We start from the raw sequence: 14,055 nt of genomic DNA on the forward strand, positions 1-14,055 counted from the left end.
GTCGGGAACTGGGCGGAACGCGCGTCCGACCCCTTGCCCGTGGAAGAGGTCGGGGCCGTCCCGTCCCCGGTTCCCGCCCCCGATTCCCGCCCCCGATTCACGACACCCGTTCCCGCCCCGAGACGTGCCAGGAGAGCAGCGGCATGGCGTCAGAGACCACGAACCCGGGGCCCGTCCGGCCCCTCGACGGCCTGCGCTTCGAGGCCGCAGGGCCCGCGCCGCTCACCCGGGTGGTCGACGACCACCTGCGCCGCCTGGGCGCGGCGGCCGGGCGGCGCGCCGACGGGCCCCCGCCCGGCCACGGGCGCTTCCTCCTCACGGGCGGCGGCCTCGGCTCCGTCCGCGCCCGGACCCGGTGGGGCGCGCCCGGCTCCGGGGTCGAGGACGAGGCCACCGCGCAGGCCGCCACCGGCGTGATGAGCGTGCACGGGCGCCGCCACGGCACCCCGCGCGGCCTGGGCGTCGACCTCCTCGCCACCGCGACCGGAGTCCTCACCGTCCAGGGACTGCTCGCCGCGCTGATCGGCCGGGCCCGGGGCGCCGCGCCCGTCGGCCGCGTGGACACGGCCGCCGACCGTACGGGACTCCTCCTCGTCTCCCAGTACCTCGCCGCCGCGGGCGCCGACGAACCCGAGGTCGTCGAACTCGCCCCCGGCGGACCGCCGTTCACCTCCCACGACGGCGTCGTCTTCGAGCTGGAGACGCTGGACCCGGGAGCCTGGGCCGCGTTCTGGCGGGAGCTCGACGCGCCCTCCGAAGCGGTACGGGACGGATGGCGCCCCTTCCAGTTCCGGTACGCGACGGCCTGCGCGCCCCTGCCGCCCGCCCTGCACGCGACCGCCCTCGCCCACGGCATCGCGCGGATCCGGCGCGCCGCCGCCCGCTCGGGCGCGGAGGTGTGCCGGCTGCGGACGCTCGCCGAACGGGCCCGGGAGGACGACGGGGCCGACCCGTGGGACGTACGCGCGCTCGGACCGGGCGGGTGGCGGAGCGACGCCACAGCCCTGGGCGGCCGGCCGCTGGAGGGGCTGACCGTCCTGGAGGCCGGGCGGCGGATCCAGGCACCGCTCGCCGCCCATCTCCTCGGGCTGCTCGGCGCCCGCGTCATCCGGGTCGAGCCCCCGGGTGGCGACCCGCTGCGCGGCATGCCCCCCGCCTGCGCCGGGGTCTCCGCCCGCTGGCTCGCCCTCAACCGGGGCAAGGAGGCCGTCGAGCTCGACATCAAGTCGCCGGGCGACCGGGACGCGCTGCGCGCACTCGCCGCCGACGCCGACGTGTTCCTGCACAACTGGGCCCCCGGCAAGGCCGCCGAACTCGGCCTCGACGCCGCCGACTTGACCGCCGTGAACCCGGCCCTCGTCCACGCCTACACCGGCGGCTGGGCCGGGCGCCTGCCCGACGCGCCCATGGGTACGGACTTCATGGTGCAGGCCCGCACCGGGGTGGGCGAGGCCGTCCACCCCGAGGGCGAGCCGCCCGTGCCGTCGCTGATGACCCTGCTGGACCTCCTCGGCGGCCTGCACGGCGCCGAAGCCGTCCTCGCCGGACTCCTCCTGCGTGAACGCACCGGCCACGGCGTACGGGTGGAGTCCTCCCTGCTCGGCGCCGCCGACACCCTCCTCGCACCCTTCCTGCGCCGCGCGGCCGGGGGCGCCGCCCCCCGCAGACCGCCCGGCTTCCGGCGCCCCCTCGCGACCGCCGACGGCCACCTCACCCCCACCGACACCTCGGCCGCCGCAGCCGCCACGTACCCACTCCACACCCTGCCCACCGCCGACGCCCTGACCCTCCTGCGCACCCACGGCCTGGCCGCCACCGGCGTGGTCACCGACCTGGGCGCGCTGCTGGACGGGGTGAGGACGGCCGCCGAGGCCGTGGGCGCGGACGCCACGTGCGGGATCGCCATATGCGCCGATGCCATGTGCGCCGATGCCGTGGGCGCTGAAGTCGTGGGCGCGGACGCCATGTGCTCCGACGCCACGTGCGCCAGCGCCACGTGCGCCGACCCCACCCACGCCGACCCCACCCACGCCGACCCCGCCTCCGCCGGCACCACCCCCCGCGCCCCCACCCCCGCCCCGATCGGGCGGGACCGGCGCGGGGCGCCCGTCGTTCCCGACCCCTGGAGCTTCGTGTGACTGTCGTCCTGCGCGATCTGCTGCCCGCCCGGCTGCGCCGTTCCTGGGCGGTGGAGGGGCTCTGCCCCGATCTCGATCTGTACAGCCTGTTCCGGGCCCGGCTCGTCGCCGAGCCGCATCGGACGGCCGTGATCGACGCCCGAGGGGCGCTCTGCCGCACGGCGCTCGACCGCAAGGTGCGATGTCTCGCCGAGGGGCTGCGGGGGCTGGGGGTCGGGCCCGGGGACGTCGTCGGGGTCCAGCTTCCCGACGGGCGTGGCGCGGTCGCCGCCGATCTGGCGCTCGCGGCCCTGGGGGCGGTCGCCCTGCCGTTCCCGGTCGGCCGAGGGGCGCCGGAGGCCGAGGAGCTGCTGCGGCGTGCGGAGGCCGTCGCCGTGATCGCCGCAACCGAGCACCGGGGGCGGACCCGCGCGGCCGGTCTGCTCGCCCTCGCGCCCGCCCTGCCCGCCCTGCGGCACGTGATCTCCGCCGGCCCGGGCCCCGCCCCCGAAGGAACGATTCCGCTGGCCCGCCTGCTCCGTACCGACCCCACCGGATTCGTCCCCGCCCGCCCCGACCCCGACGGCGCCGCCCGCATCCTGGTCTCCTCCGGCTCCGAGGCCGCCCCGAAGATGGTCGCCTACTCCCACAACGCCCTCGCTGGCGGCCGGGGCAACTTCCTCGCCGCCCTCATGCCCGACACCACCCCGCCGCGCTGCCTCTTCCTCGCCCCCCTGGCCTCCGCCTTCGGCTCCAGCGGCACCGCCGTCACCCTCGCCCGGCACGGCGGCACCCTCGTCCTGCTCGACCACTTCACGCCCGAGGCGGCGCTCGCGGCCGTCCGCGCGCACGCGCCCACCCACGTCCTCGGCGTCCCCACCATGATCCGGATGATGCTCGAACGCCTGGAGGCCGAGGGCCCCGCCGGGCCACTGCCCGCCCCCACCGCCCTCGTCCTCGGCGGCGCCCCCCTCGACGAGGCCACCGCCACCGCCGCCACCGAGGCCTTCGGCTGCCCCGTCGTCAACCTGTACGGGTCGGCGGACGGCGTCAACTGCCATACGGGGATCACCGGGCGGACGCCGGCCGCGTGCCCGTCCCGTACCGACGACACGCCCGCCGGCGTCGTCGTGGGCAGACCCGACCCCCGTGTCGCCGACATCCGCGTCGCCGACCCCGAGACCCACCGTCCGCTGCCCGACGGCCGGATCGGCGAGATCGTCTCGCGCGGCCCGATGACCCCGCTCTGCTACGTCGCCGCCCCCGAGCTCGACGCCCGCTACCGCACCCCCGAGGGCTGGGTCCGCACCGGTGACCTCGGCTACCTCGACGCCGACGGCCTGCTCCACGTCGTCGGACGGCTCAAGGACGTCGTCATCCGGGGCGGCGCCAACATCAGCCCCGCCGAGGTGGAACGCGCCCTCGCCGCCCACCCCCGGATCCGCGACGTGGTGTGCGTCGGCGTCCCCGACCCGCTCATGGGGGAGCGGCTCGCCGCCTGCGTCGTGCCCAGGAGGCCCGGCGCGGCTCCGGAGCTCCCGGACCTCGGCGCCCACCTGACCGCGCGCGGCCTCGACCGCCACAAGCACCCCGAGCTGCTGCTCCTGCTCGACGCGCTCCCGCTCACCGCCGCTGGGAAGCCCGACCGCGCCGAACTGCGCCGCCGGGCCGCCTGACCCTGTCCCTCACCCCATCGCCTTCCGCAGCTCCCTCGCCGCGCCCCGGTACACCGCCAGCAGGTCCAGATCCTCATCCGGGTAGTTGGCGATCTCCACCTGCCGGGCGCCCGAGTCGGGCAGCACCGTGCCCGTCGACATGTGGGCGTTGTCCAGGACGAGCGCGGGCTTCTTCGCGGACAGGGCCGCGAGCTGGGCCGGGGTGACCGGTTCGGGGCCGTACGAGCCGACCGTCGTGGCGCCCGCGAGGCCGGCCGCCCAGGCGGTGAAGACCTGGGTGACGACGGCCGGGCTCCGGCCGCCCGGCCAGGCCTCGCGGAGTTCGCCGCGCAGCTTCGCCACCTCCGCGTCGAGCCCCGTCTTCCAGTGCGCCGCCGCCTCCCCCGTACCGAACAGGGCTCCCAGGCGCGCGACTTCGGCGGCGGCCTTCGCGGGCTCGTTGTCGAGGGCCACCTCGACGAGCCGGGCCTTCGAACCGGCCGCCTCCTTGATCTTCGCGGCGTACGGCTCGAACGGCGCGTACAGCACGAAGTCCGCCCCGGCGACGGCCGCCAGGTCCGAGGGCCTCGGGTCGTAGTCGGGGGCGTGATGGACCGACCGCGGCACGATCACCGTGACGTCCTCGGCCCCGGCGGCCTTGGCGAAGGCGCCCTCCCAGGTGGTCGTCGCCACGACCACCGGCCCGCCGGGCCTGCCGGTCGCCGCGTGGCCCCGGTCCGGGGCCGGGTCGGCGGTCCCGCAGCCCGCGGTCAGGAGCAGGACCGCGCTCAGTGCGAGGAGGGGAAGGAGGGGTGCGGAGCGGGCGGTACGGACGCGGCAGCGCGCCATGGGCGGATTCTCCGTTCGGGGACGAGATGGACGGCGAGGACGACGAGCCCCGCCGTCAGGACCAGGACCGGCCCCGGCGGCCAGTCCAGCCACAGGGCCAGCAGGAAGCCGGTCAGATTGACGCCGACGCCGATGCCGACCGCCCACAGCGCGATCGACCGCAGCGAACGGCCAAGGCGCCGCGCGGCGAGCGCGGGCAGCAGCGTGAGGGCGTCGACGAGCAGGGCGCCGGTGAGCTTGATCGCCCCGGCCACCGCCACCGCGACGAGGACCAGGAGCACCGTGGTGAGCAGCCGCACCGGCACCCCCGAACACTGGGCGAGCTCCCGGTCGTACAGCAGCAGCGCCACCTCGCGCCGCCGCCACCACAGCAGCGCCGGTACGGTCACGGCGAGCGCGCCCAGGACGACGAGGTCCGCCGTGCCGACCGACAGGATCGACCCCCACAACAGGGCGAACGCGCCGGACGCGTTGACGCCGGAGACAGCCAGGACGAGCAGCGCGCCCGCGATGGCCAGGCTCATCAACAGGCCCATCGCGCCCGAGAGTCCGTCCGGGGTACGGGCCAGCGGGGCCACGCCCGCGCCCGAGAGCGCGCACGCGACCAGCGCGCACACCATAGGGTCGAGCCCGGTCAGCAGCCCGACCGCGATGCCCAGCAGGGCCACGTGCATCATCGCGAACCGCACCGGCATGATGTCCAGCCCGACGATCACCACGCCGACCACCGGCAGCCCCACGGCCGCGAGCAGCAGCGCGAGCCCCGCCCGCCGCACCGGCACCAGATCGAGCAGGACGCCCAGGTCGGCGGTGGCCAGCGCGCTCACCGCGCCTCCCGCAGCCGGCCCGCGGCCATCTCCAGGACCCGGTCGCAGCGCGCGGCGAGGGCCCGGTCGTGGGTCACCACCACGAGCGTCACCGGCAGCGCGGCCAGCACGTCGGCGGCCTCCTCCTGACCCGCGAAGTCCAGCGCGGCGGTCGGCTCGTCGGCGAGCAGCACCTGCGCGCCGGCCGCCACGGAGCCGAGCGCCCGGGCGAGGTACATGCGGGCCAACTGGCCGCCGGACAACGTGTGTACGGGGCGGCCCGTCAGCCCGCCGACACCGAGCCGCCCGGCCGCCTCGGCGGCCTCGGCGGGTGCGCCGCCGCTGGCCAGGAGCTCGTCGCCGCGCAGCGGGAACCGGCCCGCCGCGGGCTTCTGCGGGATCCACGCGCAGGCCCGGCGCCGCTCGCCCCACTCGGCCGCCGAGCGGGCGGTCCGGCCGCCGACCTCGATGGTGCCGGTGGTGTGCGGGTGCAGCCCGAGGACGGCGCGCAGCAGGGTCGTCTTCCCGGAGCCGTTGGTGCCGGTCAGGGCCACCCGCTCGCCCGCCGCGACCACCAGATCGACGTCGGTGACCGCCTCCGTACGCCCGTGGCGGCAGCCGACTCCGCGCATGCGTATGTCCAGTCCGCCCATGCCCCGCTCCTGCCCCTCCGCCCCGTCTCTCGGGCTCGGGGCGGGGGAGGAGTCGGCCGGTGCGGCCCGGGAGTTCCCGTGGACGCGCCGGAACCCGTGGGCGGCCATGGCCGACCCCTTTCCCGGAACACACGGACACCTCCCACCCCATCTGTCACATCCACCCCAGGAGCCACCCATGAACCGCAGGCAGCTACTCCGCGCCACCGCCGCCGGGGCCACCACCGCCGTCGGCGCCACGGGCGCCCTCGCGGCCACGGCCGGAACGGCGACCGCCGCCCCGGCCGCCCCCGCCGCCCGCGCCGCGAACCGGCCGCTGCGCGTGCACGTCCCCCTCTTCGACGGCGTCGAGGAGCTCGACTTCGCCGCCCCCTACGAGGTCCTCTCCGCCGCGGGCTTCTTCACCACCCGCCCGGTGGAGGTCCGTTACGTCTCCGCCACCGGCGCCCGCTCCGTCACCGCCGCGTACGGGACCGCCGTCCGGGGCCTCCGGCCCTGGGCCCCCGAGGAGGCCGACGTCCTCGTCGTCCCCGGCGGCGGGTACGCGCGGCGGGACAGCCCCGGCGTCTGGGCCGAGATCGACCGGGGCACCCTGCCCCGTGCCCTCGGGGCCGCCGCCCGCCCGGGGCTCACCGTCGCCGCCCTGTGCACCGGCGTCATGCTCCTGTCGGCGGCCGGGCTGACCCGGGGGCGCCCCTGCACCACCCACCACAAGGCCAAGGCGGACCTGGCGGCCCAGGGCGGCCAGGTCAAGAACGCCCGGGTCGTCGACGACGGCGACCTCGTCACCGCCGCCGGCGTCACCTCGGGACTCGAACTCGCCCTGTGGCTGGTCCGCCGCGAACTCGGCTCCGACGCCGCCACCGACCTGGAGACGATGCTGGAGTACGAGGCCCGCGGCACGGTCTGGACCTCGGGACGGTAGGACGGGGGGACCCCCGGTCCGGCCCCGCCCCGCCGTCCCCCGCTACAGGCCCACGTCGCGGGCCCGCAGATCGGCCTGGGTCTCCCGGCGTACGAGCAGCCTGCTCGTCCCCGCCGCGACGGCGACCACGGGCGGACGGCCGACCAGGTTGTACGAGGAGGCCATCGACAGGTGGTACGCGCCGGCGACCGGCACCGCCAGCAGGTCGCCGGGGCGCACGTCCGCAGGCAGCGGGACGTCCTCCGCCAGGACGTCCCCGGCCTCGCAGTGGCGTCCGACGACCGTCGCCCGGCGCGCCTCCGCCTCGGACCGGCGCCCGATCAGCCGGGGCGCGTACCGCACCCCGTACAGCGCCGGGCGCGGGTTGTCGCTCATGCCCCCGTCCACGGCGACGAAGAAGCGCTCGGGCGTCGCCTTGACCGCGAGGACCCGGTAGACCACGACCCCCGCCGGGCCCGACACGGCCCGCCCCGGCTCGACGATCAGCCGGGGCACCGGCAGCCCGGCGCCCGCGCAGCTCTCGACCAGCTCGGACCGCACCCGGCGGGCGAGCGCGGTCAGGTCGAGGGCCCGGTCGCCCGGCCGGTACGCGATGCCGTGCCCGCCGCCGAGGTCGAGCTCGGACAGCACCACCCCGTGCGCGTCCCGGGTACGGGCCATCAGCCCCACCATCCGGCGGACGGCGACGAGATACGGCTTGACGTCGGTGATCTGCGAGCCGAGGTGGCAGTGCAGTCCCGTGAGCCGCAGCCGGGGCTGGCCGAGGACACGGCTGATCGCGTGCTGGGCGTGCCCGTCGCGCAGCGAGAGCCCGAACTTCTGGTCGTCGGAGCCGGTACGGATCTTGGCGTGGCCGCCCGCGCTGATGCCGGGGGTGACCCGCAGCATCACCCGCTGCCGCTCGCCGGGGCCGACGGCGGCGGCGATCCGGGCGATCTCGGCGGGGCTGTCGATGACGATCCGGCCGACGCTGAGCCGCAGCGCGGTCCGCAGGTCCTCCGGGGACTTGGCGTTGCCGTGCAGCAGGATCCGCTCGGGCGGGAACCCGGTGGTGACGGCGAGTTCGAGCTCCCCGGCGGAGCAGACGTCCAGGCCGAGGCCCTCCTCCTCGACCCAGTGGACGAGGGCGCGGCACAGGAACGCCTTGGCCGCGTAGTGGACGTCGGCCTCGGGGAAGGCGTCCCGGTAGGTGCGGCAGCGGTCGCGGACCTCGGCCTCGTCGAGGACGTAGACGGGGGTGCCGTGGCTCTCGGCGAGCTCGTCCAGCGGCACCCCGCCGACGGACAGACGTCCGTACGGGCGCTCGACGGTACTGGCGGGCCAGACGGACAGGTCCCCCGAGGGAACGGCGACCGGCGGCAGCGGCGTCACGGTCATCTCGGCACCACCCTTCAGCGCGCGGAGGCGGTCAGCGGGCGGGCGGGGGCGCTCGCCGGGTCGACGGTCAGGCCGTCGATGCCCAGCGGGGCCACCAGCGCCCGCAGCGCCGGCTCGGCGAGGGCCGTCCACGGCTGGTCCGCGCCCAGGACGGCACGGAGTCGGGCGGGGGTCGTGAAGGCGACCGTCGTGCGGGAACCGACGGGGGTGCGGAACAGGCGGACGGTGAAGCCGTGGGCTGCCGGGCGGACGGGGACGCAGAGCCGTCCGGCCGGCACCTGTTCAGAAGGCTCGGGATCGTCGCCGTACAGCTCACCGCACTGGACGTGGGGCATGGTTCCTCCAGGGAACGGGCGTGCGCCCCGGCGACGTGCGCCCCGGGGCCGTCAGCCGAAGCTACGCCCGCCCCGCGCGCCCGGAAGCCCCCCTGACGTACCCCTGACGGTGGTTTGACGCGAATCGTGCGCCCAAGTGGCGCCGAAGTGGTGCCGAAGAGCCGCCCCCATGGGCGCGCCGGGGCCCGTCCGGTACGAGATTGCGCGATCACCTCGATCCGCGCGCGGCGAGCTGGCACGCTTGCCGTCGTGACGTACGTCGTAACCGTGGAAACGTGCATACCCGACGGGGTTCCCGAGCTGGACGAGCTGCGCAGGGTCGGGGCCGGGACGCTCCTTGAGCGGGGCTTCGACTCCGTGGCCGGGGTGGAGGGGCCCGACGGGGTCGAGATCGACGTCCTCGACGTCGTCGTCGGGGTCCACCCGGGCGGGGCGGTCCTCAAGGTCTTCGTCGAGGCGCCCTCGCTGGAGGTCGCCGAGGACGCGGTCGGCTCCGTGACCCAGGAGGTCCTCGAACGCTCCGAGGTACTGGCCGAATGGGTGGTGGAGAGCAGCGAGGTCAAGCTGCACACCGACCTGGCCCGGGAGAGCCTGGAGGCGGCCGACGGACCCGACGCCCCGCCCAGCGACCCACAGGCGCGGCGCGCCCAGCACGCCCTGAAGGCCGACGAGACCTTCGAACCGGCCGAGGAGACCCACGACCCCGAGGCCGAGATCCGGGCCATGGCGGCCCGGCTGCGGTCCTTCGCCCCGGCCGCGTTCGGGGTCGTCGACCCGGTGGACGAGCTCGGCGTCGGCCCCGGCGCCGCCGAACTGGCCGCCGGCGCCGTCGTCTACGGCGCGGAGGTCCTGATCGACGAGCTCTTCGACGACGTGCAGGCGCTCGCCGAGGAGGACACGAACGTCGCCGACTGCGAGGGCCACCTGTGGCACCTGGACCAGCTGCCGGTCCGCTACGCCGCCCGCTACGACGAGCTGTTCGCCCGCCGCTTCCTCGTCACCGCCGTCGCCCTCACCACCCGCTTCACCGACGGCCGCTTCGAACGGCTCGGCTGCCTGGCCGAGGAGCTCGTACTGAAGTTCCTCCTGGAGCAGGCGCACGTCACCCTGGACCTGTACGGACTCCTCGACGACGAGGTCACCGCGGCGCTGGAGTGCTTCGCCACCGGGGTCTACGAGGACCAGGACTTCGAATGGCTCTTCGACGACACGGGCGACACCCCGGACGAGCCGGCCGTCCTCGGCTTCGGCACCTGGTTCACCCCCTTCGGCGAGGACCGTTACGTACACCCGTACGCGGCCGACGAGCTGGTCCAGGAGCCGGAGGACGCGTGACCGGCGGGCGGTAGGCTCGCACGGGCCCTTCGGGGCTTCGGGTCCTTCGGGCCGTCCGGGAGCGAGGAGAAGCAGTGTTCGTCAAGGTGTGCGGGCTCGCCACGACCGCCGACATCGACGTGGCCGCCGAGGCCGGGGCCGAAGCGGTCGGCCTGGTGATCAGCGGGACCAGCGTCCGCGGCCTCGACCGGGACACGGCCGCGCGCCTCGCGGCCCACGTGCCCTCCCACGTACGGTCCGTCCTCGTCGTCAACGACACGCCCGCCGCCGACGCCGCCCGCGCGGCCGAGGAGCTCGGCGTCGACGCCCTCCAGCTGCACGGCCCCGCCTACGCCCGCGCCGACTTCGACGAGGCGGCCCGGATCTTCCCCCGCCTGTGGCGGGCCACCTCCCTGGACGAGAGGCCCGACACCCGCGTCGGCGCCTACGGGGAGGAGGTCCTGCTGCTCGACTCGCCCCGCGCCGGATCCGGCGCCCGCTGGGACCTCTCCCTCCTGGACGCCGCCCGCCCCGAGGGCACCTGGCTGCTCGCCGGCGGTCTCGCCCCCGACAACGTCGCCGAGGCGATCCGGCAGGCCCGCCCCTGGGGCGTCGACGTCTCCAGCGGCGTCGAGTCCGCCCCCGGCGTCAAGGACCACGAGCGGATCCACGCCTTCGTCACGGCCGCCAAGGCCGCCGCCGAGGCCGCCACCCGGGCCTGAGGCCCGAGCGGCGCCTCCCGGCCGGGGCCGGGTCCGTCGCTCAGGCGCCTTCGAGGGAGACGCGCAGGGCCTCGGCGAACTCCGTCGGGGCGCCCTGCTGTCCGAACTCGCCGCCGAGGAAGCCGCCGTGGTGGCTGGGGTAGACGGAGACCGGGACGCCGATGCCCTCGGCGACGCCCACCGCCGTGCGGGCGCAGAACGTGTCCCCGGACTCCTTGCCCGCCGCGATGACGATCCGGGTGGACGCGGCCCGCAGGGCGGCGAAGTCGGGGGCGTACGAGGTGCAGCCGCGCATGTTCTGGCCGAGCAGCGGGTCGTCGCGGGTGCCGTCGTCCTCGGTGGGCAGGCCGAAGGCCTCCGGGGCGGGCGCGGGCTCCTCGGCCCAGTTCGCCGGGATCGGGCCCGTCCGGCTGACCAGCGCGATGAACTTGGCCATCGCCGGGCCCTGGCCGTCGCGCAGGTAGGTGGCGTGGATGTCGGCGCAGAGGCCGAGGGCGGCCTCGTGGTCCGGGAGGACCGGGGCGGCGGGCGGCTCGTGCGCGACGACGGTGTGCACGAGCTCCGGGCGGGCGGCGACGAGCGCCAGGGAGTTGACGGCACCGCCGCTGCTGGCGAAGAGGTCGACAGGGCCCGCGCCGAGCGCCTCGATGATCCGGGCGAGGTCGTCGGCGTGCTCCTCGGGAAGGTTCTCGGTGGCGCCGTCGGTGCGCTTGCTGCGGCCGACTCCGCGCGGGTCGTACGTCACGACCGTGCGGTCGGTGAAGTGCGAGGCGAGGGTGGTGAAGCCGGTGGCGTCCATCGGGGAGCCGATCAGCAGCAGCGGGCGCGGGTCGGTCCCGGTGCCGGGGCGGACGTCGTAGTGGACGGTCGCGCCGACGGTCTCCAGGATGCGGGTGTCGGTCTCGGCCATGGTGTTCTCCTCGGTGGTGAGCCAGTCATAGGGGTAGACGACCGGCCCGGACAGAACTCATCGCTCCCCGCCAGAATATTTTTCCGAATTTTCGAGAGCGCGCATGTCGGGCCCCGGCCCCGCCCCAGGAAGCGGGCATGACCGTGCCCCGGTGGCGGGGGACGGCGCACCGGGGCACGGGACTCTGGGGACCTAGGGGACTCGGGGGAGGGCTAGAGCGAGCCGAACAGCCGGCCGTGCCGCTCGTCGCCCTTCTCGCCCGCCGCGCGCAGCCCGAACCACAGCACGGACTGGTTGGCGGTGACGACGGGCACGCCCAGCGCCTCCTCCAGGGCGGACACCCGCGCCTGACTGCGGAAGCCGCTGCCGGGCACGAGCACCCCGTCCGCCCGGCCGTCCAGCGCCTCGAACGCGGCGACGGTCTGCCGCTGCACCTCGTCGGCGTCGATCACCCAACGGGCGCCCTCGTCGAAGGCGTTGTACGGCGGGACGTGCGCCCACTCCGGGCCCAGCTCGAAGGGGTGCACGAACACCTCCTCGACACCGTGCGCCGTCAGGTACGCCGCCGCCGCGCGGTGGGTCGGCGGGGTGAACCACGGCGGCATCACCACCAGCGGACGCCGCACGCCCACCGCCTCCAGCGCCTCGGTCAGCGCCTGCCCCGAGGTGTAGACCGGCGTGCCGTGGGAGTGCGCCAGGGCGGCCTCGGCGAACTCGGCGTCGAAGCCCTCGCCGCCGAAGAAGCTGGGCGAGCCGAAGCAGAACGCGATCCGGTCGACGCCGAGCCGGCCGAGGAAGTCCAGCGAGCGGACCACGTCGGGCGCGTCGGCGAGCAGCCGCGCCGTACTGCCGGTGTACTCGGCGTCGTCGAGCCGGGGGCACTCGAAGCGGGCCGTGTGGACGCTGGTGCCGTCCGGTGCCGTCCGCCAGATCTCGGTCTCCGGCACGGGGTCGTTGTGGATGACGAGGATGCCCAGGCGCGTCATGCCACCGAGTCCTTCCCGCGCAGACCCGCGAAGCCCCGCCAGCTCCACAGGGCGCCGACGGCGGCGATGGCCGCGGCCAGCAGGAAGCCCGGCAGGAAGCGGGAGTCCGCGGGACCGTCGCCGAGCAGGATGACCAGGACGGCCACGCCGAGCGCCCCGCCCGCGTACTGGCTGGTCGTCATGAGAGCGCCCGCGACACCCTGGTTGGCGTCGTCCACGTCCCGCGTGCCGCCGACGAACATCGACGTGTAGATCATGCCGTGGCCCAGGCCCGAGACGATCAGACCCGGCAGCATCCCGGTCCAGTACGAGGTGGTGTGGACGCCCAGGGCGAGCAGCACCAGACCGGCCGCGCCGACCAGGAAGGCGATCGGGGTGCTGACCCCGACCCCCACCTTCGGGATGATCCGGCCGGCGATCATGTTGCCGAGCGTGATGCAGACGGCCAGCGGCAGGAAGGCGATGCCGGCGGCGAGCGGGGCCATGCCCCGGTTCTCCTGGAGGAAGAGCGTCACCATGTAGAACTCGACGCCCGCGACACTCGCCATGTACAGCGCCGTCGCGCCACAGCCGACGAGCAGGGTGCGGGTGCCGCGCAGGGACCGCTCGATCAGCGGCTCCCCGCCGCCGCCGCGCTCCCGCAGCACGAACACCACCAGGCCGACCACGGCGGCGCCGAACGAGATCAGCGTCGACGGCGCGCCCCAGCCCTCGCCCGCGGCGAAGGTCAGGCCGAAGACCGAGGCGAGCACGGTCGCGGTGCACACCACGGCGCTGAGGACGTTCAGCCGCTTCGGCGCCCGGGCGGTCGCCTGGGCGAGGAAGCGCGGCGCGGCGAGCACGCAGATCAGCGCGAAGGGCAGGTTGACGAAGAAGGTCCACCGCCAGGACACCGTGGTGAGCAGACCGCCCACGACGACCCCGGCGGCCAGTCCGCTGGCGCCGACGGTGCCCCACACGGCCATCGCCCGGGTGCGCTCACGGCCCGCCTCGAAGCTGGTGTTGAGCAGGGCGAGGATCGACGGCTGGAGCGCGGCGGCGGCGACGCCCTGCGCGGCCCGGGCGATCAGCAGCACGGCCGCGCCGGCCGCGAGACCGCCGGCGAGCGAGGCCACGCCGAAGAGGGCGAGCGCGGCGATGAACAGGGTGCGGGGGCCGATCCGGTCGGCGATCCGGCCGCCGAGGATCAGGAAGCCCGCGAAGAACACGCTGTAGGCGCTGACCACCCACTGCATGGCCGAGCCGGACAGGTCCAGGTCGGCGCTCATGCTGGGCATGGCGACGAAGATGACGGAGAAGTCCAGTGCGATCAGGAACTGCGCTGCGGAGATGGTCAGCAGGCTGCCCGTGACGCTCCGCTTCGGTGTGGAGGTGAGTGTGGCTGTCATGTCCCCTGGTCTCTACGG

The 14,055-nt window shown here is 75.8% G+C and carries 13 protein-coding genes; 5 read left to right on the forward strand and 8 right to left on the reverse strand.

Going from position 1 to position 14,055, the window contains the following annotated elements; genetic code table 11:
• Window positions 1–143: 143 nt before the first annotated feature.
• Window positions 144–2,138, forward strand: a complete 1,995-nt coding sequence (locus ABTZ54_RS28935; protein WP_351668683.1) for a CoA transferase — start codon at window positions 144–146, stop codon at window positions 2,136–2,138.
• Complete coding sequence (locus tag ABTZ54_RS28940) at window positions 2,135–3,793, forward strand: class I adenylate-forming enzyme family protein (protein WP_351668685.1); 1,659 nt, start codon at window positions 2,135–2,137, stop codon at window positions 3,791–3,793. The genes ABTZ54_RS28935 and ABTZ54_RS28940 overlap by 4 nt, the downstream gene beginning before the upstream one ends.
• Window positions 3,794–3,802: 9 nt before the next feature.
• Here the strand turns inward: ABTZ54_RS28940 and ABTZ54_RS28945 are convergent, their stop codons facing one another.
• The 3 genes from ABTZ54_RS28945 to ABTZ54_RS28955 are packed head-to-tail and all read right to left on the reverse strand — an operon-like array spanning window position 3,803 to window position 6,080.
• Window positions 3,803–4,621, reverse strand: coding sequence for a metal ABC transporter solute-binding protein, Zn/Mn family (locus ABTZ54_RS28945; RefSeq protein ID WP_351668687.1), 819 nt, complete (start codon window positions 4,619–4,621; stop codon window positions 3,803–3,805).
• The gene (locus ABTZ54_RS28950) at window positions 4,561–5,448 is read right to left on the reverse strand and encodes a metal ABC transporter permease (RefSeq protein WP_351668689.1); all 888 of its coding nucleotides are present in this window, start codon (window positions 5,446–5,448) and stop codon (window positions 4,561–4,563) included. Before ABTZ54_RS28950 ends, ABTZ54_RS28945 begins: the two co-directional genes overlap by 61 nt.
• Window positions 5,445–6,080 carry a metal ABC transporter ATP-binding protein gene (locus tag ABTZ54_RS28955; protein WP_351668691.1) on the reverse strand — a complete coding sequence of 212 codons (636 nt, stop codon included), beginning with the start codon at window positions 6,078–6,080 and terminating at the stop codon, window positions 5,445–5,447. Before ABTZ54_RS28955 ends, ABTZ54_RS28950 begins: the two co-directional genes overlap by 4 nt.
• Window positions 6,081–6,258: 178 nt before the next feature.
• Between ABTZ54_RS28955 and ABTZ54_RS28960 the strand changes: the two genes are divergently transcribed.
• A complete protein-coding gene (locus ABTZ54_RS28960; RefSeq protein WP_351668693.1) occupies window positions 6,259–7,005 on the forward strand; it encodes a DJ-1/PfpI family protein in 747 nt (248 codons plus the stop codon).
• A 42-nt stretch (window positions 7,006–7,047) separates the two neighbouring features.
• Here the strand turns inward: ABTZ54_RS28960 and lysA are convergent, their stop codons facing one another.
• Complete coding sequence (gene lysA / locus ABTZ54_RS28965; protein WP_351668695.1) at window positions 7,048–8,382, reverse strand: diaminopimelate decarboxylase; 1,335 nt, start codon at window positions 8,380–8,382, stop codon at window positions 7,048–7,050.
• A gap of 14 nt (window positions 8,383–8,396) precedes the next feature.
• On the reverse strand, window positions 8,397–8,717 hold the full coding sequence (locus ABTZ54_RS28970) for an SAV_915 family protein (RefSeq protein ID WP_351668697.1): 321 nt from the start codon (window positions 8,715–8,717) through the stop codon (window positions 8,397–8,399).
• Between the two features lie 249 nt (window positions 8,718–8,966).
• Here ABTZ54_RS28970 and ABTZ54_RS28975 point away from each other — a divergent pair, with 249 nt between their 5' ends.
• Both ABTZ54_RS28975 and ABTZ54_RS28980 read left to right on the forward strand, forming a co-directional pair.
• The gene (locus ABTZ54_RS28975; RefSeq protein ID WP_351668699.1) at window positions 8,967–10,052 is read left to right on the forward strand and encodes a hypothetical protein; all 1,086 of its coding nucleotides are present in this window, start codon (window positions 8,967–8,969) and stop codon (window positions 10,050–10,052) included.
• 74 nt (window positions 10,053–10,126) lie between these two features.
• Window positions 10,127–10,753 carry a phosphoribosylanthranilate isomerase gene (locus tag ABTZ54_RS28980; RefSeq protein ID WP_351668701.1) on the forward strand — a complete coding sequence of 209 codons (627 nt, stop codon included), beginning with the start codon at window positions 10,127–10,129 and terminating at the stop codon, window positions 10,751–10,753.
• Window positions 10,754–10,793: 40 nt separating this feature from the next.
• Here ABTZ54_RS28980 and ABTZ54_RS28985 read toward each other — a convergent pair whose 3' ends face one another.
• From ABTZ54_RS28985 to ABTZ54_RS28995, 3 genes are all read right to left on the reverse strand, one after another.
• Window positions 10,794–11,663, reverse strand: coding sequence for an alpha/beta fold hydrolase (locus ABTZ54_RS28985; RefSeq protein WP_351668703.1), 870 nt, complete (start codon window positions 11,661–11,663; stop codon window positions 10,794–10,796).
• Between the two features lie 212 nt (window positions 11,664–11,875).
• Window positions 11,876–12,649: a maleate cis-trans isomerase family protein gene (locus ABTZ54_RS28990; protein ID WP_351668705.1), complete on the reverse strand. Its 774-nt coding sequence runs from the start codon at window positions 12,647–12,649 to the stop codon at window positions 11,876–11,878.
• The gene (locus tag ABTZ54_RS28995; protein ID WP_351668707.1) at window positions 12,646–14,037 is read right to left on the reverse strand and encodes an MFS transporter; all 1,392 of its coding nucleotides are present in this window, start codon (window positions 14,035–14,037) and stop codon (window positions 12,646–12,648) included. The genes ABTZ54_RS28990 and ABTZ54_RS28995 overlap by 4 nt, the downstream gene beginning before the upstream one ends.
• Between the last annotated feature and the right edge of the window lie 18 nt (window positions 14,038–14,055).

This window comes from Streptomyces sp. NPDC094032 (assembly GCF_040303965.1).
GTDB lineage: Bacteria > Actinomycetota > Actinomycetes > Streptomycetales > Streptomycetaceae > Streptomyces.